Origin of the sequence: Bradyrhizobium sp. ISRA442 (assembly GCF_038085055.1) — a bacterium.
Classification (GTDB): Bacteria; Pseudomonadota; Alphaproteobacteria; order Rhizobiales; family Xanthobacteraceae; genus Bradyrhizobium.
This window is the reverse complement of sequence record NZ_JALGCN010000021.1, coordinates 55,282-77,025: the sequence shown is the minus strand read 5'-3', so window position 1 is coordinate 77,025 and position 21,744 is coordinate 55,282. Positions and strand designations below refer to the sequence as shown.

Below are 21,744 nucleotides of genomic sequence, written 5' to 3'. Positions count from 1 at the left end.
GGGTCACGACGGGTTATCATTCGTATACGAACGATGTTGCGCGCGACATTGATAGCTGTCAAGCGGCGGCGCGGGCGAAAAAGTGCCACTGCCGAATAAAACCTCATTTGCCTGCCGCCTCTGTCCACAAAGCGGGCAACCACGCTGCACTGCGGCATGCGCCGCTTGCACGTTTGTGTACAAACGGTATCGTCGGCGACATAGAATTTTTGCGACGCGTGGTCGCAAGGTTGGGAACGAGGATGACGCAGACACCGATCCGCCTCACCGTGAACGGCGGGATCCACGACGTCACCGCGGCGCCGCAGACGCCGCTGCTCTATGTGCTGCGCAACGATCTCGCGCTCAACGGCCCGAAATATGGTTGCGGCCTCGGTGAATGCGGCACCTGTACTGTCCTGATCGACGGCAGCGCCGCACGTTCCTGCGTCATCCCGATCAGCGGCTGTGAAGGCCGCGACATCGTGACACTCGAAGGGTTAAGCACGCGCGAGCGGCCTGATCCCGTGCAACAAGCCTTCATCGACGAGCAGGCGGCGCAATGCGGCTACTGCCTCAACGGCATGATCATGACCACCAAGGCGCTGCTCGCCATCAACCCGCACCCGACCGAGCAGGAAGCGATGGCGGCGCTGCGCTACAATCTCTGCCGCTGCGGCACGCATGTCGAAATCCTGCGCGCGGTGATGCGTGCATCGAGCCAGCTAGCCGAGGCCGGTGATTGATGGCCTGCCCTGTTCCGAATGGAGCTGAGCGGCAATCCGGTTCGCTCGTCGTCGTCCGCACGCTCGATGAGGGCGCATCCGAGACGTTCATCCGGATCACCGCGGATGGCTCGGTCACCGGCTATAACGGCCATGTCGATCTCGGCACCGGCATCCGCACCGCGCTCGGCCAGATCGTCGCCGAAGAGCTGGACGTCTCCTTTGCGCGGGTCGTGGTGGTGCTCGGCGACACCGCAGTGGTACCCAACCAGGGCCCGACGATCGCCAGCGAAACCATCCAGATCACCGCCGTGCCCCTGCGCAAGGCCGCCGCGCAAGCGCGACACTTCTTGATCGCGCGCGCTGCCGAACGGCTGGAGCTGCCGGCCGCGGATTTAAGGATCGAAGATGGTCTGGTTCGCGGGCATAACCGCAGCGTCAGCTATGGCGAGCTGATCGGCGATGAGACGATTCGTCTCGAGCTGGCGGACGACGTAGAGGTGAAGGCCGTCGGCGATTACACCATCGTCGGTCAATCCGTGCCCCGCGTCGATCTTCCAGCGAAGGCGAGCGGCGAGCTGACCTTCGTGCACGACATCCGCGTGCCCGGCATGCTGCATGGGCGCGTGGTGCGCCCGCCCTATGCCGGTGTCGATGCCGGCCCATTCGTGGGCACCAGCCTGATCGCGGTCGACGAATCCCTGGTGCGCGATATCCCTGGCCTCGTCGGCGTCGTGCGGATCGGCGACTTCGTCGGCGTGGTCGCCGAGCGCGAGGAGAATGCGATTCTCGCGGCCGCGCAGCTCAAAGTGAGCTGGAAGCCGACACCTGCCCTGACCGACCTTGCAGACATCGAGACGGCACTGCGCGCCAATCCATCGACGCCACGCACGCTGATCGACAAAGGCGACGTCGACGCGGCCATCACCGGCGCCACAAAGACGATGCAACGCACCTACGTCTGGCCCTACCAGATGCACGCCTCGATCGGCCCGTCCTGCGCAGTCGCCGATTTCAAGAACGGCAGCGTCCGCGTCTGGTCAGGCTCGCAAAATCCGCATCTGCTGCGTGCCGACCTCGCGCTGCTGATCGACCAGCCGGAGAACGAGATCGAAGTCATCCGCCTGGAGGCGGCCGGCTGCTACGGCCGCAACTGCGCCGACGACGTCACGGCGGACGCGCTGCTGCTGTCGCGCGCGGTCGGCCGGCCCGTGCGCGTGCAGTTGACGCGCGAGCAGGAGCACGCCTGGGAGCCCAAGGGCACCGCGCAGCTCATCGACGTCAATGGCGGTTTGAACGCCGACGGCAGCGTTGCCGGCTACGACCTCGCCACGCGCTATCCTTCGAACGCGGCGCCGACGTTGGCGCTGCTGCTCACGGGTCGGATTTCGCCGGAGCCGGCCGTGCTGCAAATGGGCGACCGCACCGCGATCCCGCCTTACGACTACGACCACATGCGCGTCGTCGCCCATGACATGCCGCCGATCGCGCGCGCCTCCTGGTTTCGCGGCGTCTCGGCGCTGCCGAACACCTTCGCGCATGAATCCTATATCGACGAGCTTGCGGCGGAGGCCGGCGTCGACCCGATCGAATATCGCCTGCGCTATCTGAAAGACCAGCGCGCCATCGATCTCGTCAACGCGGTCGCCGAGCGCGCCGGCTGGACGCCGCGGCCGGTGCGGCAGGACAAGGACGGTGAGGTCGTGCATGGGCGCGGCTTTGCCTATGCGCTCTATGTCCACAGCAAGTTCCCGGGCTATGGCGCGGCATGGTCGGCCTGGATCGCCGATGTCGCGGTGAACAAGACGACCGGCGACGTCAGCGTCACCCGCGTCGTCGCAGGCCAGGATTCCGGATTGATGATCAATCCGGATGGCGTGCGTCACCAGATCCAGGGCAACGTCATCCAATCCACCAGCCGCGCGCTGATGGAGGAGGTCTCCTTCGAGCGCGGCACGGTGGCGGCGCGCGAATGGGGCGCCTATCCGATCATCCCCTTCCCGGACGTGCCGAAGATCGACGTCCTGATGCTGCCGCGGCCGGACCAGCCGCCGCTCGGCGTTGGCGAGTCGGCTTCGGTGCCGAGCGCGGCGGCAATTGCGAATGCGATCTTCGATGCCACCGGCGTGCGCTTTCGCGAGCCGCCGTTCACGCCGGAGCGCATCCTGAAGGGACTATACGGCGAAGCGGCGGCGCCGCCGCAAGCCTTGCCGGCAGCCGCTGCCGCGCCTCCGTCACGCAGTTGGCAGAATCCTTTCGCCAAGCGCGCCGGCATGTTCGCGACGATGGCCGCCCTCTGCACCGCCGCGATCGGTATCGGCGCCGCGCTGCTGCCCGGGCGCGCGATCGCGCCGATCGCCCGGCCCGATGCCTCGGTCTATTCGGCGGCGACGATCGCGCGTGGCCAGCAGCTCGCAGCGCTCGGCAATTGCGCGGAGTGCCATACCAATATCGGCGGCGCGCTCAATGCCGGCGGCCGCGCGCTGGAGACGCCGTTCGGCACGATCTACAGCACCAACATCACGCCGGATGTCGAGACCGGCATCGGTGCCTGGTCGTATCCCGCCTTCGAGCGCGCGATGCGCGACGGGCTTCATCGCGACGGACGCCAGCTCTATCCCGCCTTCCCGTACACGCACTTCTCACGAACGAGCGATGCCGATCTCCAGGCGCTCTATGCCTACCTGATGGCACAGCCTTCGGTGCGCGCGAGCGCGCCTGCGAACACACTCGCCTTCCCGTTCAATCTTCGCCCTCTGCTTGCGGGATGGAATGCGTTGTTTCATCAGACCGGCTTGTTCAAGCCTGATCCAGCGAAATCCGAGCTGTGGAATCGCGGCGCCTATCTGGTCGAAGGTCTCGGCCATTGCAGCGCCTGCCATTCGCCGCGTAATGCGCTCGGCGCCGAGCAGCGCGAGGCCTATCTCGCCGGCGGCTTTGCCGAAGGCTGGGAGGCGCCGCCGCTGACCTCGCTCTCGCATGCGCCGATTCCATGGAGCGAGGACGAGCTCTACACTTATTTGCGCACCGGCCATTCGCGCTATCACGGCGTCGCCGCCGGCCCGATGGCGCCGATCGTCAGGGACCTTTCGGCCCTGCCCGACCAGGACATCCGCGCCATGGCGGTCTATCTCAACGCGTTCAACGACAGCGCGACCGATCCGCAGACGCAGGATGCACTTGCCGCGAAGCTCGAGAGCGCAACACAAGTTAGCGTCGGCGCCTCCGCCGGCGCGCGGCTTTATCTCGGCGCCTGCGCCGTCTGCCACGAGGTCGGGGGCCTGCCGCTGTTCGGCAGCCGGCCCTCGCTCGCGCTCAACAGCAATCTTCACAGCCAGGCGCCGGACAATCTCGTGCAGGTGATCCTGCACGGCATTGCCGAGCCGGCATCAAGCGATCTCGGCTACATGCCGGCCTTCAAGCACAGCATGAGCGACGCGCAGATCGAAGAACTCGTCACGTTCCTGCGCAAGCAGTTCGCGCCGGACAAGCCGGCCTGGACCGGCGTGCGCGAGACGATCGCGCGCGTGCGTGGGTCTGCGAATTAGGCGTGCTTCTTGACCTCCACCGGCGGCGTGCCGTGGGTGTGAAAGGATTCGATCGTCTTCAGGCCCCACGCCTGGCCCTTCTTGCGCTCCTCCTCGGTCCACACGATCGGCTTCCAGTCGGGCGCGAGGATCAGGCGCGCGCCGGCATTGGCGACCTCGACGCGGTTGCCGCCGGGCTCGTAGACATAGAGGAAGAAGGTCTGCTGGATTGCGTGCTTGTGCGGGCCGGTCTCGATGTAGACGCCATTCTCGAGAAAGATGTCGGCGGCGCGCAGGATTTCCTCGCGGCTGTCGAGCGCGTAGGTGACATGGTGGAAGCGCCCGGGCACGCCGGAATGGTCGAGCGAATAGGCGAAGTCGTAGCTCTTGTTCGACATCGTCAGCCACATCGCAGCTTCACGCCCGTCGTTGAGGACGATCTGCTCGGTGAGGCGGCAGCCGAGGTAATTCTCGAAGAACTCGCGGTTGGCCTTGATGTCGACGGCGAGACAATTGAGATGGTCCAGGCGGCGGACGTTGACACCGCGCGCGGGAAAACGTTGCGCCTGGTTCTTTAGCGCCGGCTGCAACTCGGGCGGCGCCTGATACCATTCGGTCTCGTAATAGAGCTCGACGATATGGCCGTCGGGATCGCGGCAGCGGAATGTCGGCCCCTGCCCCATGTCGCCGTCAATCCAGCCGATGTCGAAGCCGGAACCTTTGAGCGCGGCGACGCGGCGCTCCAGCGCCTGCTGGCTGCGCGCGCGCAGCGCCATGTGGCCCATGCCCGAGGTCTTCGACGCCGTGAGCTTCAGCGAATATCGCTCATAATCGTCCCAGCCGCGCAGGTAGACCGACTCGCCCTTCTGTCCGCTGACGGTCATGCCCATGACGTCGACGAAGAATTTGAGGCTCTCGTCCGGCTTCGGCGTCAGGAGTTCCATGTGACCGAGGTGGGCGAGATCGAAAATCGGTTCGGGCTGCATGGTTTTCTCCAGGGCAAGGCGTGCAATCCTCTGCTTCGGATCGCGCAATCGGGCGCAGTACGCAACACGCGCGCACGGCCGGCGCGGTGCCGATGAACGCGGGTTTCATTTGTACTAATGTACAAATGATTAGGTCCCGTCAACAAACAGAACGTCCTGGACCCTCTCGGCGGTCGCATCGGCTTCGTTCCGCAGGGGGCATCGGTCGGTTGCTCAAATGGTAAAATCTTCCTTAAGCGTTTTCGGGGGGCAGACGGCCCCGGAAATCCAGCATTTTCCGGCCGATTCTGCCGACGCGTATACATCGGGGACAAACGTCTCGACCGAATTGTCGCGGATTTAACAAAGCGGCCGCGTCTGCCGTTTAACAGTTTGTCCAGCGACGGCCCGCATAGTCGGGACAAACCCCTCGTTGTTGCCAGGTTCATCTATCGTGACATCCTTTGGACGCGTGATTTCGGTTCGCGGATCGCTCGCCCGGGTCGGGCTATTGGCTGAAGGCCGGATGCCGATCGCGGAGGTGCGGGCGACGGTCGGCCGTTTCGTCAGCATCCGCTGCGGCAACTCGGTCATCGTTGCCATGATCACCGAGGTTTCCTGCGAAAACTTGTCGAGCACCGACAATTACATCGCGATCGCCTCGGTCGACCTTCTCGGCGAAATCCTCAACGCCAGCGACAAGCCGAAATTCCAGCGCGGCGTCACCAACTATCCGACCATCGGCGACGCCGTCGACCTGATCACCAGCCAGGAGCTGCGTACGATCTACGCGCCGACGGGATCGGACCAGATCAATGTCGGCTTCCTGCAGCAGGACCGCTCCGTCGTCGCCTATGTCGACGTCGAGGAGATGCTGTCCAAGCACTTCGCCGTGCTGGGATCGACCGGCGTCGGTAAATCGACCGGCGTGTCGCTCCTGCTGAACGAGATCCTGAAGTCGCGCCCGAACCTGCGCATCTTCCTGCTCGACGTGCACAACGAATATGGCCGCTGCTTCGGCGACCGCGCGCTGGTTCTCAATCCGCGAAACCTCAAGCTGCCGTTCTGGCTGTTCAACTTCGAGGAAATCGTCGACGTGCTGTTCGCGGGCCGCCCCGGCGTGCCCGAGGAGCTCGACATCCTCGCCGAGGTCATCCCGATCGCGAAGGGCGTCTACACCCAGTATCAGAACACCGATCGCCTCGGTTTGAAGCGCATCGATCCCAAGCAGGTCGGCTACACCGCTGATACCCCGGTGCCCTACCGCCTGGTCGACCTGATCTCGCTGATCGACGAGCGCATGGGCAAGCTCGAGAACCGCTCCTCGCGCATCGTCTATCACAAGCTGATCTCGCGCATCGAAGCGGTGCGCAACGACCCGCGCTACGCCTTCATGTTCGACAACGCCAATGTCGGCGGCGACACCATGGCCGAGGTGATCAGCCATCTGTTCCGCCTGCCCGCCAACGGCAAGCCGATGACGGTGATGCAGCTTGCCGGCTTCCCGGCGGAAGTCATCGATTCGGTCGTCTCGGTGCTCTGCCGCATGGCCTTCGACTTCGGCCTGTGGAGCGATGGCGTCTCGCCGCTGCTGTTCGTCTGCGAGGAAGCGCACCGCTATGCGTCCGCCGACCGCAATGTCGGCTTCGGGCCGACCCGCAAGGCGGTGTCGCGCATCGCCAAGGAAGGCCGCAAATACGGCGTCTATCTCGGCCTCATCACCCAGCGTCCGGCCGAGCTCGACGCCACCATCATCTCCCAGTGCAACACGCTGTTCACGATGCGTCTTGCCAACGACCGCGACCAGGCGCTGCTGCGCGCCGCGGTGTCGGATGCGGCCGCGAACCTGCTCTCCTTCGTCCCCTCGCTCGGCACCCGCGAGGTGCTGGCGTTCGGCGAAGGCGTCGCGCTGCCGACCCGCCTGCGCTTCAAGGAGGTGCCGCCGCACCAGTTGCCGCGCGGCGAAGCCACCATCAGCAGCGTGCCTTCCGTTACCTCCGGGCACGACATGCATTTCGTCAGCGCCGTGCTCGAACGCTGGCGCGGTGCGACCTCGCAGCGCGACGTGCCGAACGATCCGGTGTTCTCGGCACCGCCTGCGAAATCGTTCTCCAGTGTGGATGCCCCAATGCTGCAACCCTCGATGGGGCTCGATCCGGACCGCTTCTCGCTGTTGAAGAAGCCGCTGCGGTAAGAGCGCCGCGTTCGCCCACGTTCCGCTGTCGTGCCCCGGCTTGACCAGGGCATCCAGTACGCCGTGGCGTCGCCGTATCCAATCACCGTCTCTGGAATACTGGATCGCCCGCCCAGTGCGCAATTGCGCACAAGGCTGGCGATGACACTGAGAGCGTGGCACGCGCGTTCCCCAATTCCGCCATTGCGAGCGCAAGCCCGATCGTCAGAGCACGTTGAGCGCGGGGCCCGCATCGACTATCCTTTGCCGCCATATCCGGAAAAACATGCCAATGACAAAGCCCCAACGCTTTCCCGCCCCCGCTCTCGACAGCCTGCCCGAGGACATCCGCACGCGTCTCCTCGCCGTGCAGGAGAAGAGTGGCTTCGTGCCGAACGTGTTCCTGACCCTGGCCTATCGCCCCGACGAGTTCCGTGCGTTCTTCGCCTATCACGACGCACTGATGGAAAAGGACTCGGGCCTCACCAAGGCCGAGCGCGAGATGATCGTGGTGGCGACGTCGGCGGCCAATCAGTGCCAGTATTGCGTGATCGCGCATGGGGCGATCCTGCGCATCCGCGCCAAGAACCCGCTGATCGCCGACCAGGTCGCGGTGAACTACCGCAAGGCGGACATCACGCCGCGGCAGAAGGCGATGCTCGACTTCGCGATGAAGGTTTCCGCCGACGCACAGCGGATCTCCGAGGACGATTTCGCCGCGCTTCAAGCCCACGGCTTCCGCGACGACGACATCTGGGACATCGCCGCGGTCGCCGCCTTCTTCGCGCTGTCGAACCGGCTGGCCAATTTCACCGGCATGCGGCCGAACGAGGAGTTCTACTTGATGGGACGCCTGCCCAAACAATGAACGAGCTCGACTGGTCCGATATCCTCCTGCGCCTCGCGGTTGCGACGCTTGCCGGCGGCGCGATCGGACTGGACCGCGACATTCACGGCAAGCCGATCGGGCCGAAGACGCTTGGCATCGTCAGCCTTTCCACCGCCACCGTCGTGCTGCTGGCCGTGCAGTTCACGGAACCGGGCAAGATGTCGGACGCGGCAAGCCGCGTCATCCAGGGCATCCTCACCGGTATCGGCTTTCTCGGTGCCGGCGTCATCGTGCGCGAGAGCCACCGTTTCCGCGTCCACGGACTGACGAGCGCAGCCTGCGCGTTTCTCGCTGCGTGCCTCGGCGTCGCCTGCGGCGCCGGACAATGGAAGATCGTCCTGATCGCGTTCGCGCTCGCCTTCATACTGCTCACGGTCGGTCGTCCCGTCGAGCGTTGGCTGCACCGCCTGTTCGGTGGCGAGGACGAAGCGCGTGAGGGCGATAAGCCGCACTGATCTGATCAACTGCTGCCACGACCGACCTGTACCTCGCCTGTCCTCGTAACAACGTAGTCGGGCATGGCTCGGTCGGGATAAAGCTGCGCCCAGGCGGCGGCCACATCCCTCTCGATCGATGCGCGATGCGGGCTGTCGCGACGAATGGCGAGGCCGTAGTTGAAGGCGCCGGCGATCACGACGTAGTGCTCGTAGAGACGAGGATCGGACAGCATTTTGGATCGCAGGCCGGTGTAGTCGCCGTGCGGAAACCAGATGACGTCGGGCTTGAAGCCGAGCAGATAGTCCATGCTGAGGCCGCTGCGGCCGATCTGGGTGTCGTTGAGGCCGACGAGATCGACGATGGCGACATGCGGCGCCACGCTTCCGATGTATCCGATCTCGGAGGCGGCAACGACGGCCCCCGCCGGCAATCGCGATACGATGTGATCGCCGATCTGCTGCACGACCGCGAACCACGACTTCACTGGCAGCGGCGTCGCCGCGCGATAGTCGAGCCTGGGCGCGGCGACCGCCTGAGACGTAAGCGCCGCGACGTTGAGGCGGCCGATGCCGGACTGCAACACGAGCACGCCGAGGAGAACAGCGAAGCCGCCCGCGATGCCGCGCGCCAGCGGGCGACCGAGATCGGACCAATTCAGCCCGCGCGCCAGCATCGCGTCGAGCGACAACAGGCCCGGGATTACGAGATAGGGCAGGAACGGAATGAAGAAACGGCCGTCCCAGCCCATGATCTGGCGCACCGTGAGCAGGTAGCAAACCGTCAGGCCGGCCGGCATCGCGAGCACCAGCATGGGCGGGCGGATGCCGTGGCGCATGCCCGTGATCAGGGCCGCGATGAAGGGAATGGCGCAGGACAGCGCCACGGCGAGATAGCGGATCGCGCTCTCGGGATTGAGGAAGCCGTCATAGCCGTGCGCCGATTTCGCGTAGAAGCTCAGCGGCAACGCGGAGCCGTAATAAAACTGCGCGAGGGCCAGAGAGGCCACTAGGAGCAGGAGCGGAAGCACGACGATATAGACGAGATCGCGCCAGCGCTTCGCCGGTGCTTGTGCCGCGAAGGCAAGGAGCGGCACGCCGAGCGCGCAGATGCCGTTTTCCGGCCGGGTCAGAATGGCGGCCAATGACACCAGACCCGATACGATCGCGGCGCCGGTTGACGGCACCTTGGCGTATCTCATGGCGACCAGCATGACCGCAGCGTTGAGCAGCAGCGACAGCATCGTGTCCATGCCGGTCGTGAGCTGCGCCGCGAAGGCCGGATGAAGCAGCAGCGGCAGCCCGACAGCGCCGATGGCCGCCGCAGAAGCGGAAAGCAGCGGGCTTTGCGCCTCGCGCGCGACGGTACGGCCCATCACCGCAACCGCCAGTCCGCCCGTCAGCCAGGACGCAAGCTGCAGCGCGCTGGCGGCCGACAACGGCAGCATGAACAGCGGCAGCAGCAGGAAGAGCCAGAGCTGGCTCGTCAATCCGTAGGTCGGCGCACCACCTTCGTTCCAGACGACGCCCAGCCCGCTCAGCACATGCGTGCCGTAGCGGTGAAACATGTAGGCATCGTCGAAGGTCAGGGGCCCGCGGCACGCGAACCAGAGCACCCACACCGTGACCGTCGCGCTGAGCAGGATGCTGCCCAGAAATGGGACGGCACGGGCCCTGGCATTGCTCCGCCCGAGCGCCGGCAAAGGCCCCGCTGATACCTCATGCGCCATGCCGCGAGCTTGTACGGCAGACACATTGAGAAACAGTTGCAGGGTCCGGCTAAACTTCCATCTGGTTGCGCAGGTTTTGCGGGCGGACCGCTAGTCGTCCGCCGCCGGCCCGCACCAGCCGGGCAGATAGATTGCGTCCTTGCTCTTGGCGGCGACCATGGCTTTCTCGATCGCCTTGTCAAAATCGGCATCCACCGCCTTGCGCGACAGTTTTCGACGCAAATAGTCGGCCCACAAGAATTCGGAAAACGGCGTGGTGTCCTTGGCGAAGCCGCCCATACGGCGAAGCTCGCCGGCAAGGCTCCGGAAGGGATCGTCCTTGAGGTCGGCGACCGATTTCGGCAGATCGCGGAAATGCCGCCGCTCGCCCTTGGCATCGTACGGATAGACCCAGCGCTTGTTGTCCATCACGCCCCAGAAGGCTTCGCGCTCGACCATCCTGAGATCGCCAACGACCGTTACCAGCACATCCTTGATGCCCTCGTCATGCAGTGCGCGGCCGAGATGGTGGTGGTCGATGACGTAGTAGCGCTCGTCCGGCCCGTACACCACGGGGATCATGTGCTTGCCGAGGAGATCGGCCTGCTTCTTCTTGTCGTGCTCGCGCCAGCGCTTGCGCTTCTCCTTGACCTCGCGCATGCCGACCGTCATCTGCGTCGGCCGCAGTGACAGGATCGGCACGGGATGCACTCTCGGTTCGCGCGTGGTCATGATCGAAGGCCCCTCGGATGGTTGCAATGGCAGTTTAGGACTACCCGGACTATGCCACGTGCCCGGTGGCGGCAAAATGCATTGGGCTGCGCCAGAGATCACAAGGCGATGTTCATGGGAATGACAGGCGCAAGCCCGGCGGTTGTTGCGACGCAACCGTACATGCGCGGCACTGGGACGGCGGCGGTTCCGGGCGCGTTCGAAACACCCATGAAAGATAATGCGAAAGCACAATTGCGCGTGCGCGCTCGGAAGATTTTCTGCAACGCCTGAAGTCCCTGTGCTATCTAAAATCGCTGCTTCGGAGTGATCCCACCGCGCCATGAAAACCCAGCGGCCCATAAGCTCGGACGAGGAGCATCGGGTGCTCCAGTTCAGGCCGCGCACCTCACCCTCCCCGTCGGTCCGGCAAGGCAACGGAACGGTGCAGCCGCTACGCGCGGTAACCCCGGAGCCCCTCGACCTGTCGCGCTACGAGCAGCCCCGCGAGGAGCCGGACGACTTCCGCCATCGCATGCTCGCCAACATCGCGGCGCTCGCCTTCACGATCGCACTGACGGCGATCGGAATCTGGCTCGCAGTGAGCATCGCCGACCTGCGCCGGACCCAGGATTGCGTGCTGATGGGCCGGCGCGACTGCGTCAAGATCACGACGCCGCATATCTAGGCAGCCGCGTCCCGGTCCGCCCTCCGTTTCGACCCCTGTGCGACAGGCATCCCCAGGGTGGCCCTCGGCCCTGTCCGGCTCCATTGAACTCAGGGCGGCGCTCCGATATACGGGCAATCGACCCGGCCAGAGGGGGGTTTGAGGGCGTCATCTGGGGCGCGATGCCCGCCCACCGTGCCACTCTGGAAAATCTGACAAATACCTACAATATATCAAAGGCTTAGTGATGTCCTCCACATTCGATCAGGTCGCCACGATCATCGCTGAAACCTGCGACATCCCGCGCGACACGATCACGCCGGATAGCCATGCCATCGATGACCTTGGCATCGACAGTCTCGATTTCCTGGACATCGCGTTCGCGATCGACAAGCAGTTCGGCATCAAGCTGCCGCTGGAAAAGTGGACCCAGGAAGTCAACGACGGAAAAGCGACCACCGAGCAGTATTTCGTGCTGAAAAACCTGTGCGCGCGCATCGACGAGCTGGTTGCGGCCAAGGGGGCGAGCGCCTAATCGCGCGGTCATGCAACTCGAATACTTCCACATGATCGATCGCATCGTCGACCTCAACGTCGACGAGAAGCGAATCGTCGTCGAGGCCCAGGTTCCGAACGCGAGCACTATCTTCGAGGGGCACTTCCCGGGCTATCCGCTGATGCCCGGCGTGCTGCTGATCGAATCGATGGCGCAGGCCTCCGGCTGGCTGCAACTCGGCGTGCTGAAGTTCGAGCGCATGCCGATCCTCGCCGCCGTCAAGGAGGCCAAGGTCCGCGGCTCGGTCTTCCCCGGCGATCTCATGAGCATCGAGGCGACCCTCACCCATCAGGGCTCGGGCTATGCGGTGACCGAGGCCAAGATCCGGGTCGGCGGCAAGCTGCGCGCCAACTCGACACTCACCTTCACGCAGATCCCCTTCCCCAATGCGGATATGCGCGGACACATGGACGCGATCGCCAAGCGCGTCGGATTTCCGCAACAGGCCGTTTCGCCATGACCGAGAATTCCGCTACGAAGCCCGACCAGACGGAAGTCTGGATCACCGGCATTGGTCTTGCCACCTCGCTCGGCGAAGGGCTCGACGCCAACTGGGCCGCGCTCGGCGAGCGCCGCATCAACGTCGACGAGACGGGCTTTGCGCCTTACATCGTGCATCCGCTGATGCCGGTCAGCTTCGACAGCCAAATCCCCAAGAAGGGCGACCAGCGCCAGATGGAAGCCTGGCAGCGCATCGGCACCTATGCCGCGGGGCTGGCGCTCGATTCCGCCGGGATCAAGGGCAATAAAGACATTCTCGCCAAGATCGACATGGTGATCGCCGCCGGCGGCGGCGAGCGCGATCTCAGCGTCGATTCCGGCGTGCTTACGGCCGAAGCCAAGGGCGCCAATGCGCCCGGCTTCCTCAATGAGCGGCTGATGAGTGACCTCAGGCCGACGCTGTTCCTGGCCCAGCTCTCCAACCTGCTCGCCGGCAACATCGCCATCGTGCATGGTCTCGGCGGCACCTCGCGCACCTTCATGGGTGAAGAGGTGGCGGGCGCGGATGCCGCGCGCATCGCGTTGGCGCGGATCGCCTCGGGCGAGAGCGACATTGCCCTGGTCGGCGGTTCGCATAATGGCGAGCGCAAGGACCTGCTGGTCCTCTACGAATTCGGCGACTTCAACCTGAGGGACAAGTTCGCACCCGTCTGGGCGCGGAAGGATCACGCCGGCTTCGCGCTCGGCTCGGCCGGCGCATTCCTGGTGCTGGAGTCCAGGGCTCACGCCGAGGCGCGCGGCGCAAAGCCGTTCGCAAAGCTGACGAGCGTGGTCGCCGATCTCGCCAAGCGCAAGCAGTCGGGCGACATGGCGGCAACCCTCGAGAAGCTGTGGGCGAAGCTGCCCAAACGCGAGGGCAAGGGCGCGATCATCACCGGCGCCACCGGCGCGGAGCCGGCGACCTCCGAGGAGCGAAGCTTCCTGCAGGGCCATACCGATTTCCCAGTACGCGCGACCGGTACGATGTTCGGCCACACCATGGAAACGCAATTCCCGCTGGGGATTGCGCTCGCCGCACTCTCGATCTCGCGCGGCGCGCTGTTCCCGCCGAACGATTCCACCGGAACCGAGATTGACATGCAGGGGGCCCCCACCCAGATCGTGGTGGTGGGAGCCGGACACTGGCGCGGCGAAGGCATGGCGCTGGTGGAGGCGGTTCGCTAAAGCGCGTCGCGCTTTAGCGGGTTATTGTTTGAGCATGATCTTCTCGAAAAACCGCGCCACACTTTTCCGGATCATGCTCTAGCTAGCGGGGGAAACATGACTGCAGCACGCGACAAATTCGGACGTCCCGTCGTCGTCGTCACCGGCATGGGCATCATGACCTCGCTCGGCACCGGCAAGGCCGACAACTGGTCAAAACTCGTCGCGGGCGAATCCGGCATCCGCACCATCACGCGCTTTCCGATCGACGGCCTGAGGACGACGATGGCCGGCACGGTCGATTTCGTCAGCGTCGAACCGTTCTCCTCCACCGCCCTCTCCGAGCGGATGGCGGAGATCGTCACGGAGGAAGCGCTTGAGCAGGCCGGGATCGGCGCCAAGGGCGATTTCCCGGGTCCGCTGTTCCTGGCGGTCGCACCTGTCGAGGTCGAGTGGCCGCAGCGCAGCGAGCTCGGCCGCGCCGTCGGCAAGCCCGATATCAACTACGACGATCTCCTGCGCATCTCCGGCGGCGGCAAGTACAGCGCCTATCATCATCGCTTCATGTTCGGCTCGGTTGCCGCCCACCTCGCCGAGACCTTCGGCACCAAAGGTTCGCCGATCTCGCTGTCGACCGCCTGCGCCTCGGGTGCGACCTCGATCCAGCTCGGCGTCGAGGCGATCCGCCGCGGCGAGACCGATGCCGCGCTGTGCGTTGCGACCGACGGCACCGTGAATCCGGAAGCCCTGGTGCGCTTCTCGCTGCTCTCGGCGCTGTCGACCCAGAACGATCCGCCGCAGGCGGCTTCCCGCCCCTTCTCCAAGAATCGTGACGGCTTCGTCATGGCCGAGGGCGCCGGCGCGCTGGTGCTCGAAAGCTATGAGGCGGCGACTGCGCGCGGCGCCAAGATCCTGGGCGTGCTCGCCGGCTGCGGCGAGCTCACCGATTCCTTCCACCGCACCCGCTCCTCGCCGGACGGCAAGCCGATCATCGGCTGCATGAAGAAGACGCTGGCCGATGCCGGCATGGAGCCGGACCGGATCGACCACATCAACGCCCACGGCACCTCGACGCCCGAAAACGACAAGATGGAGTACAATACGACATCGGCCGTGTTCGGCGAGCTCCTGCAGAAGATCCCGGTCACCTCGAACAAGTCGATGGTCGGCCACACCATCTCGGCGGCCGGTGCGGTCGAGGCGATCTTCTCGCTGCTCACCCTCGAGCATCAACGGATTCCGCCGACGATCAACTACGAGACCCCGGATCCCACGATCCTGTTCGACGTCGTCGGCAACAAGGCGCGCGACGCCCGCGTCACTGCCGTGATGTCGAACTCGTTCGGCTTCGGCGGCCAGAACGCCTCGCTGATCCTCACCCGCGAACCGGCCTGACCGGACGCATGGCACTGCTTCCTGCGAGCACGAAGGCCCGCGCGCGGGAGGCTGCCAAATCGCTGGGCGGGAGCCTGATTGGCGCTGCGACCGTCGGCATGCTGCGCACCACGCGCTATTTCGATCCGGTCAAGACATCGGATTTCTTCGCGCGCGTCACCCGCCTGATCGGCCCGCGCCTGCGCGAGCACCGCATCGGCCGCGCCAATCTCACCGCCGCCTTCCCGGAAAAGTCGCCGGAGGAGATCGAACAGATCCTGATGGGCGTCTGGGACAATCTCGGCCGCGTCGGTGCCGAATTCGCCCATATCGACCACGTCTGGGACTATGACCGCGACCATCCGGAGAAGAGCCGGATCGAGCTGACGCCGCGCAGCATCGAGCTGTTCGACCAGATCAAGGACGACGGCAAGCCGGCGCTGATCTTCGCCGCGCATCTTGCCAACTGGGAACTGCCGGCACTCGCCGCCGTCGCGCACGGGCTGGACACCGCGATCCTCTACCGCCGGCCGAACATCGCCTCCGCCGATCGCATCATCCAGCAGATGCGCCAGGTCAACATGGGCACCCTGATCCCTGCGGGGCGCGACGCGCCGCTCCGCCTTGCGCAGGCGCTGAAGGACGGCAAGCACGTCGCCATGCTGATCGACCAGTATCTGACCGCCGGCGTTGAGGTCACTTTCTTCGGCCGCAAGACCCGCGCCAATCCGATGCTGGCGCGGCTTTTGCGCCAGGTCGAATGCCCCATCCACGGCGTGCGCATCATCCGCCTTCCCGGTGGCCGCTTTCGCGGCGAGCTGACCGAAGAGATCCAGCCGGTGCGCGACGCCGACGGCAAGATCGACATCCAGGGCACGACGCAGGCGATCACGAGCGTGGTCGAAGGCTGGGTGCGCGAGCATCCGGAGCAGTGGCTGTGGCTGCACCGGAGATGGCGGTAGTTACTCCGTCATTGCGAGCGAATCGAAGCAATCCAGTCTGCCTCCGCGGAGAGATTCTGGATTGCTTCGCTTCGCTCGCAATGACGATGTGGAGGCAGATGCGCGCCAAACACCCAACTGTCATCGCCCGACTTGGTCGGGCGATCCAGTATTCCAGAGGTGCCGACGAATACGGAGAAGCCGCGGCGTACTGGATGCCCCGCCTGCCGCCTACGCTAAAGCTTCGGCGCCCCTAGACCGAAACCCCGGCGAAGCCTTGGCGTAGCCGGGTCGCGGGGCATGACCGCGAGGGTTAGGAAGCCGCTTGCCCCTCCTGACGCATCGAGAGCGGTATTGACCCTCATTGCCACGATGCAATTTTGCCGGTGTTTTGCCCGACAAGTCAAACGAGCAGAGGCTGATGACATCAGGCTCGTCCTGCGAAGTGCTTCAGGTTTTTTGCGCCTGCGGGGCGATTAAACCAAACCGCATCCCGACTTAAGCACCGTCACCGCCGGCAACGCGCCGGTAGCGGTTCTACTTTGCATGGGGTTGTTTTACGGAATTGAGTTGCCGGGTTGATCCCCGGAAGGATCGCGGCCCCCTCTACCTTCCCGTCTTCACCTTGGTCCAGAGCCGGTTGATGATGCGCTGGGTGGCGGGTTCGCGGGCGGTGATGACGAAGAGTTTTGCGAGCGTCGCTTCGTCCGGATAGATGTTCCGGTCGTTCAGGATCTTCGGATCGACCAGCTTCTGGCTGGCAAGGTTGCCGCTCGCGTAGGACAGGAAGTCCGAGTTCTTCGCCGCGACATCCGGGCGGTAGAGATGGTTGATCAGCTCGTAGGCTTCCCCAACGTTCTTGGCATCCGCGGGGATCGCCAGATTGTCGAAGAACATCTGCGCGCCCTCCTTCGGGATGGCGTAGCCGATTTCGATGCCGCTCTTGGCTTCAGTGGCGCGGGCGCGCGCCTGCATGATGTCGCCGGACCAGCCGACCACCAGGCAGATCTCGCCGGTCGCAAGCGCGCTCAGATATTCCGACGAGTGAAACTTGCGTACGGAGGGGCGGACCTTTGCTACGACGTCCGCGGCCTTCTCGAGGTCAGGCTGCTTGGTCGAGTTCGGATCGAGCCCGAGATAGTTCAGCGCCGCCGGGAAGATGTCGTCGGCGGAGTCGAGCATGTGCACGCCGCAGTCTTTGAACTTGGCGAGGTTCTCCGGCTTGAAGACGATGTCCCAGCTATCGATCTTCGCGTCCGCTCCCAAGATCGCCTTCACCTTGGCGACGTTGTAGCCGATGCCCGTCGTGCCCCACATGTAGTTGGCAGCGTAGACGTTGCCGGGATCGTAGGTCGCAAGGTGCTGCGTCACGAAGGGCCAGGCGTTGGCGAGGTTCGGCAGCTTCGACTTGTCGAGCTTCTGGAAGATGTTCGCCTTGATCTGGCGCTGCAGGAAATAGGCGGTCGGCACCACGACGTCGTAGCCGGACTTGCCGGCCATCAGGCGCGTCTCCAGCGTCTCGTTGGCGTCGAAGGTGTCGTAGACCACCTTGATGCCGGTCTCTTTGGTGAAGTCTTCAAGGACACCCGGCGCCATGTAGTTGGACCAGTTGTAGAAGTTGACGACGCGCTCCTCGGCCACCGAGGGCCGGGAGAGCAGCGTCAGCGCTGCGGCGATGGCCAAACCAAAGCAGAGCCCCGAGCGGCTGACGTTCGTCATCTCATCTAACCCTTGCGCCGGCGCACCGCGTCCGACAGCCGCTCCAGTGCGGTGTCGAGCGTCTGGTCCTTCTTGGCAAAGCAGAAACGCACCACCGAAGTCACCGGGTCTTGCTCGTAGAAGGCCGACACCGGGATCGCCGCCACCTTGTAGTCCCTGACGATCCGCCAGCAGAACTCGGCGTCGCTCTCGTTCAGCCCGAGCGGCGAGAGGTCGACGGTGAGGAAGTAGGTGCCTTGCGACTTCAGCACGGGGAAGCCGAGGCTCTCCAGGCCCCTGGTCAGGCGGTCCCTGCTGCGCGTCAGGTCCTTGCGCATCGACAGGAAGTACTCGTCCGGCTTGCCGAGGCCGTAGGCGACGGCGGCCTGGAGGTTCGGCGCGGTGGTGAAGGTGAGGAACTGATGCACCTTGGCCGCAACGCGGAGCAGCGGCGGCGCGGCGCAGACGAAGCCGATCTTCCAGCCGGTCAGCGAGAAGATCTTGCCGGCCGAGCCGACCTTGATGGTGCGCTCGCGCATGCCGGGGATGGTGATCAGCGGGATGTGCTTGTGCTCGTCGAAAGTGACGTGCTCCCAGACCTCGTCGCAGATCGCGATGACGTCGAACTCCTGGCAGTAGCGGGCAAGCAGCTCGAGGTCTTCGCGTGGATAAACCACCGCGGACGGATTCAGCGGATTGTTGAAGAGCACCGCCTTGGTCTTTGAATTGAAGACGCTTTTCAGCATGTCCTCATTCAGTCGCCAGCCCGGCGGCTCGAGCCGCACGAGGCGCGGAACACCGCCGGCCTGGCGGATGATCGGCAAGTAGGAATCATAGACCGGCTGGAAGCAGACGACCTCATCGCCGGGCTGAACCACGGACAGGATGGCTGAGGTCAGGGCCTCGGTGCCGCCGGAGGTCACCATCACCTCGCTCATCGGATCGAGCTTGAGGCCGTGCCAATGGCCGTAATGCGTCGCGATGGCCTGGCGCAGCTCCGGGATGCCCATCATCGACGGATACTGGTTGTAGCCGTTGAGCGAGGCATCGGCCGCGGCGCGGCGGATGTCCTCGGGACCCGGATCGTCGGGAAAGCCCTGGCCGAGATTGATGGCGGCATTGTCGCGTGCGGCCTGCGACATCGCCTCGAAGATGGTGACGGGAAGGTCGGCGAAGACCTTGTTCAGCGAGGAGCTCTTGGTCGTCATTACGGGGTCAGCCACCGACCTTGGTGGGAAGACCCGCCGCCTTCCAGCCGAGGATGCCGCCGGCCAGATGCTTGTCGTAGGCAAGGCCGGCCGCCTGCGCCGCCAGCGAGGCCGTCACCGAGCGCTTGCCGGAGCGGCAGGCGAACACGACCTCTTTGCCTTGGGGATCGGGAATCGCCTTGGGGTCGAAGGTCGAGAGCGGTACCACGACGCCGTAGGGATAGGCTTCAGCGGCGACCTCGTTGGGCTCGCGCACGTCGACGAGCAGATAGCGCCCTTCCGAAACACCCTTGGAGACCTCGTCCGGGGTGAGATCCTGTACCTGGTTTGACAAATCATCCTCCAACGTCCGAGCGCGCGCCGGAAAGCGATCCCGGCGGCGGCAACCTCGCCTCTCGGCTCACGAAAATCAAGCGCTACAAAGGCTTGAGCGATGCCCTGCAAGTTAAAGCTAAATCGCACGGACTTGAAGCGCAGCTTTCGGAACGGGCGCCTCAGATCGTCACCTGCGTTCCGACCTCGACCACGCGGCCGCTGGGGATCTGGAAATAATCGGTGGCGTCGTTGGCCGAGCGGCTGAGCGAGATGAACAGCCGGTCCTGCCAGCGCGGCATGCCGGAATGGGCGGCAGGCTTGAGCGCCCGGCGCGACAGGAAGAACGAGGTTGACATGATGTCGAATTGCCAGCCGAGCTTGCGGGCGATCGCCAGCGCCTTCGGCACGTTGGGCGATTCCATGAAGCCGAACTTCAGCGTCACCTTGGAGAAGGTCGGGCTGATCTGCTCCAGCTTGACGCGCTCGGCCGGATCGATGCGCGGGGTCTGCGCGGTTTCGATGGTGAGAATGACATTCTTCTCATGCAGCACTTTGTAGTGCTTCAGACTATGCATGAGCGCCGTCGGCGCGCTGAGCGGGTCGCTGGTCAGGAATACGGCGGTTCCGGGCACGCGCTGGGGTGGCCGCTTCTCCAGCATCGCCACGAGGTCGGCGAGCGGAAATTCGAGCTTGCGCGACTTGTCGAACAGCAGCCGGCTGCCGCGCCGCCACGTGTACATCAAGAGGATCATCAGCGAGCCGAGCGCCAGCGGCACCCAGCCGCCCTCGAACACCTTGAGCAGGTTCGCGGTCAGGAAGGTCAGGTCGAGGAAGAGGAAGGGGGCGATCAGCGCGGCCGCGGCGAGCGGCGACCACCTCCAGACCTTCCAGATCACGACAAAGCCCATCATCGCTGTGACCACCATGGTGCCGGTGACGGCGATGCCATAGGCAGAGGCCAGTGCGCTGGAGGAGCGGAACAGGAGCACCATCAGCATCACGGCGACAAGCAGAAGCTGGTTGATGCGCGGAATGAAGATCTGGCCGGAATGGGCCTCAGAGGTATGACGAATTTCAAATCGCGGCAAAAGCCCGAGCTGGATCGCCTGGCGCGTCAGCGAATAGGCGCCGGTGATGACGGCTTGGCTCGCGATGACGGTCGCCATGGTGGCCAGCACGACCATGCTCCCGCGGAACCAGCCTTGCGGAAACAACTGGAAGAACGGGCTCACGATCGCCCCGGGATCATCCAGGACCAGCGCCCCCTGCCCCAGATAGTTCAGCGCCAGCGACGGCAGCACGATGAACAGCCAGGCGGTCTGGATCGGCCGCTTGCCGAAATGGCCGAGGTCGGCGTAGAGCGCCTCGGCGCCCGTGACCGCCAGGAACACCGCGCCCAGCGTGACGAAGCCGATGATGCCGTGGTGGAGCATGAAGGACACTGCGTAGAGCGGGTTCAGCGCGTACAGCACCTGCGGCTGCTGGATGATCGGACCGACCGCTGCGACCGCGATCACCGCAAACCAGACGCACATCACCGGCCCGAAAAACGCCGCGACGCGGGCAGTGCCGTGCGATTGCACGGCGAACAGACCGAGCAGGATCACCACGGTCAGCGGGACGATGTAAGGCTCGAACGTCAAGGTGACGTCCTTCATGCCTTCGATCGCCGATAGCACCGAGACCGCCGGCGTGATCACGGCATCGCCATAGAACAGGGCGCCGGAAATGATGCCAAGCAGGACGATCGTCGCTCCGCGGGTGCCGACCGCGCGCTGTGCCAGCGCCATCAGGGCAAGCGTACCGCCCTCGCCATTGTTGTCGGCGCGGAGCAGGATCACGACGTATTTGAGCGTCACCACGACGATGAGCGCCCACAGGATCAGCGAGACCACGCCGAGCACAGCGGCGGTCGTGGGCGCCCCTTCCACGCCCGAGGCCACCATGACCGCCTCGCGAAACGCGTAGAGCGGGCTGGTGCCGATATCGCCATAGACGACGCCGATGCCGCCAAGCGTCAGCGCGCCGAACCCTGCGGTGGTATGGGCCTCGCCATGCCCATTGGCCGCCACCGTCGCCGGGGCGGGAACTGCTACGTCACTGGTCATGGGAGAGACTGGTGGCCTCTAAAAATGCTTCACTGCACAATGGCGGAAGAGAGCGCGCGGCTTATAGTCCTGCGCTGCCGGCATGGCCTAGCCCGATTTTGGGCCCTCGCCATGCAAAAAT

18 protein-coding genes are annotated in these 21,744 nt (G+C 64.7%); 11 read left to right on the top strand and 7 right to left on the bottom strand.

Annotated features, from left to right (window positions below; translation table 11 throughout):
* The first annotated feature begins 242 nt into the window (after positions 1-242).
* Together MTR72_RS31630 and MTR72_RS31625 are read left to right on the top strand one after the other, a co-directional pair.
* Entirely contained in the window at positions 243-725 is a 483-nt protein-coding gene (locus MTR72_RS31630) for a (2Fe-2S)-binding protein (protein WP_280964525.1), read from the top strand.
* Positions 725-4,252 (top strand): molybdopterin cofactor-binding domain-containing protein, encoded by a 3,528-nt coding sequence (locus MTR72_RS31625; RefSeq protein ID WP_280964526.1) that lies wholly within the window; start codon positions 725-727, stop codon positions 4,250-4,252. The genes MTR72_RS31630 and MTR72_RS31625 overlap by 1 nt, the downstream gene beginning before the upstream one ends.
* Here MTR72_RS31625 and MTR72_RS31620 read toward each other — a convergent pair.
* Complete coding sequence (locus MTR72_RS31620) at positions 4,249-5,217, bottom strand: catechol 2,3-dioxygenase (RefSeq protein ID WP_280964527.1); 969 nt, start codon at positions 5,215-5,217, stop codon at positions 4,249-4,251. The two genes, MTR72_RS31625 and MTR72_RS31620, sit on opposite strands and share 4 nt — an antisense overlap.
* Positions 5,218-5,650: 433 nt before the next feature.
* On the opposite strand from MTR72_RS31620, the gene MTR72_RS31615 reads away from it, so the two are divergent.
* The 3 genes from MTR72_RS31615 to MTR72_RS31605 all read left to right on the top strand — a co-directional run bounded on the left by MTR72_RS31615 (position 5,651) and on the right by MTR72_RS31605 (position 8,713).
* Positions 5,651-7,390 (top strand): ATP-binding protein, encoded by a 1,740-nt coding sequence (locus tag MTR72_RS31615; RefSeq protein ID WP_280964528.1) that lies wholly within the window; start codon positions 5,651-5,653, stop codon positions 7,388-7,390.
* A gap of 271 nt (positions 7,391-7,661) precedes the next feature.
* The gene (locus MTR72_RS31610) at positions 7,662-8,237 is read left to right on the top strand and encodes a peroxidase-related enzyme (protein ID WP_280964529.1); all 576 of its coding nucleotides are present in this window, start codon (positions 7,662-7,664) and stop codon (positions 8,235-8,237) included.
* On the top strand, positions 8,234-8,713 hold the full coding sequence (locus MTR72_RS31605; protein ID WP_280964530.1) for an MgtC/SapB family protein: 480 nt from the start codon (positions 8,234-8,236) through the stop codon (positions 8,711-8,713). Before MTR72_RS31610 ends, MTR72_RS31605 begins: the two co-directional genes overlap by 4 nt.
* Positions 8,714-8,718: 5 nt before the next feature.
* On the opposite strand, the gene MTR72_RS31600 is transcribed toward MTR72_RS31605, so the two are convergent.
* Complete coding sequence (locus tag MTR72_RS31600; RefSeq protein WP_280964531.1) at positions 8,719-10,422, bottom strand: hypothetical protein; 1,704 nt, start codon at positions 10,420-10,422, stop codon at positions 8,719-8,721.
* Between the two features lie 90 nt (positions 10,423-10,512).
* Complete coding sequence (locus MTR72_RS31595) at positions 10,513-11,136, bottom strand: ParB-like protein (RefSeq protein ID WP_280971015.1); 624 nt, start codon at positions 11,134-11,136, stop codon at positions 10,513-10,515.
* A 319-nt stretch (positions 11,137-11,455) separates the two neighbouring features.
* On the opposite strand from MTR72_RS31595, the gene MTR72_RS31590 reads away from it, so the two are divergent.
* The 6 genes from MTR72_RS31590 to MTR72_RS31565 all read left to right on the top strand — a co-directional run bounded on the left by MTR72_RS31590 (position 11,456) and on the right by MTR72_RS31565 (position 16,315).
* Positions 11,456-11,800, top strand: a complete 345-nt coding sequence (locus MTR72_RS31590; protein ID WP_280964532.1) for a hypothetical protein — start codon at positions 11,456-11,458, stop codon at positions 11,798-11,800.
* A gap of 226 nt (positions 11,801-12,026) precedes the next feature.
* On the top strand, positions 12,027-12,314 hold the full coding sequence (locus MTR72_RS31585; RefSeq protein ID WP_007592476.1) for an acyl carrier protein: 288 nt from the start codon (positions 12,027-12,029) through the stop codon (positions 12,312-12,314).
* 10 nt (positions 12,315-12,324) lie between these two features.
* Positions 12,325-12,795 (top strand): 3-hydroxyacyl-ACP dehydratase FabZ family protein, encoded by a 471-nt coding sequence (locus MTR72_RS31580; protein ID WP_280964533.1) that lies wholly within the window; start codon positions 12,325-12,327, stop codon positions 12,793-12,795.
* Positions 12,792-14,000 carry a beta-ketoacyl-ACP synthase gene (locus tag MTR72_RS31575; RefSeq protein ID WP_280964534.1) on the top strand — a complete coding sequence of 403 codons (1,209 nt, stop codon included), beginning with the start codon at positions 12,792-12,794 and terminating at the stop codon, positions 13,998-14,000. Before MTR72_RS31580 ends, MTR72_RS31575 begins: the two co-directional genes overlap by 4 nt.
* Before the next feature lie 96 nt (positions 14,001-14,096).
* Positions 14,097-15,374 carry a beta-ketoacyl-ACP synthase gene (locus MTR72_RS31570; protein WP_280964535.1) on the top strand — a complete coding sequence of 426 codons (1,278 nt, stop codon included), beginning with the start codon at positions 14,097-14,099 and terminating at the stop codon, positions 15,372-15,374.
* 8 nt (positions 15,375-15,382) lie between these two features.
* Positions 15,383-16,315: a lipid A biosynthesis lauroyl acyltransferase gene (locus MTR72_RS31565; protein WP_280964536.1), complete on the top strand. Its 933-nt coding sequence runs from the start codon at positions 15,383-15,385 to the stop codon at positions 16,313-16,315.
* A gap of 585 nt (positions 16,316-16,900) precedes the next feature.
* On the opposite strand, the gene MTR72_RS31560 is transcribed toward MTR72_RS31565, so the two are convergent.
* The 4 genes from MTR72_RS31560 to MTR72_RS31545 form a co-directional block, all read right to left on the bottom strand.
* Positions 16,901-18,013 (bottom strand): polyamine ABC transporter substrate-binding protein, encoded by a 1,113-nt coding sequence (locus MTR72_RS31560; RefSeq protein ID WP_341511761.1) that lies wholly within the window; start codon positions 18,011-18,013, stop codon positions 16,901-16,903.
* Positions 18,014-18,018: 5 nt separating this feature from the next.
* Entirely contained in the window at positions 18,019-19,200 is a 1,182-nt protein-coding gene (locus MTR72_RS31555) for an aminotransferase (protein ID WP_280964538.1), read from the bottom strand.
* A 7-nt stretch (positions 19,201-19,207) separates the two neighbouring features.
* Positions 19,208-19,534, bottom strand: coding sequence for a rhodanese-like domain-containing protein (locus tag MTR72_RS31550; RefSeq protein WP_280964539.1), 327 nt, complete (start codon positions 19,532-19,534; stop codon positions 19,208-19,210).
* Positions 19,535-19,694: 160 nt separating this feature from the next.
* Entirely contained in the window at positions 19,695-21,623 is a 1,929-nt protein-coding gene (locus MTR72_RS31545; protein WP_280964540.1) for a potassium transporter Kup, read from the bottom strand.
* Positions 21,624-21,744 lie beyond the last annotated feature (121 nt).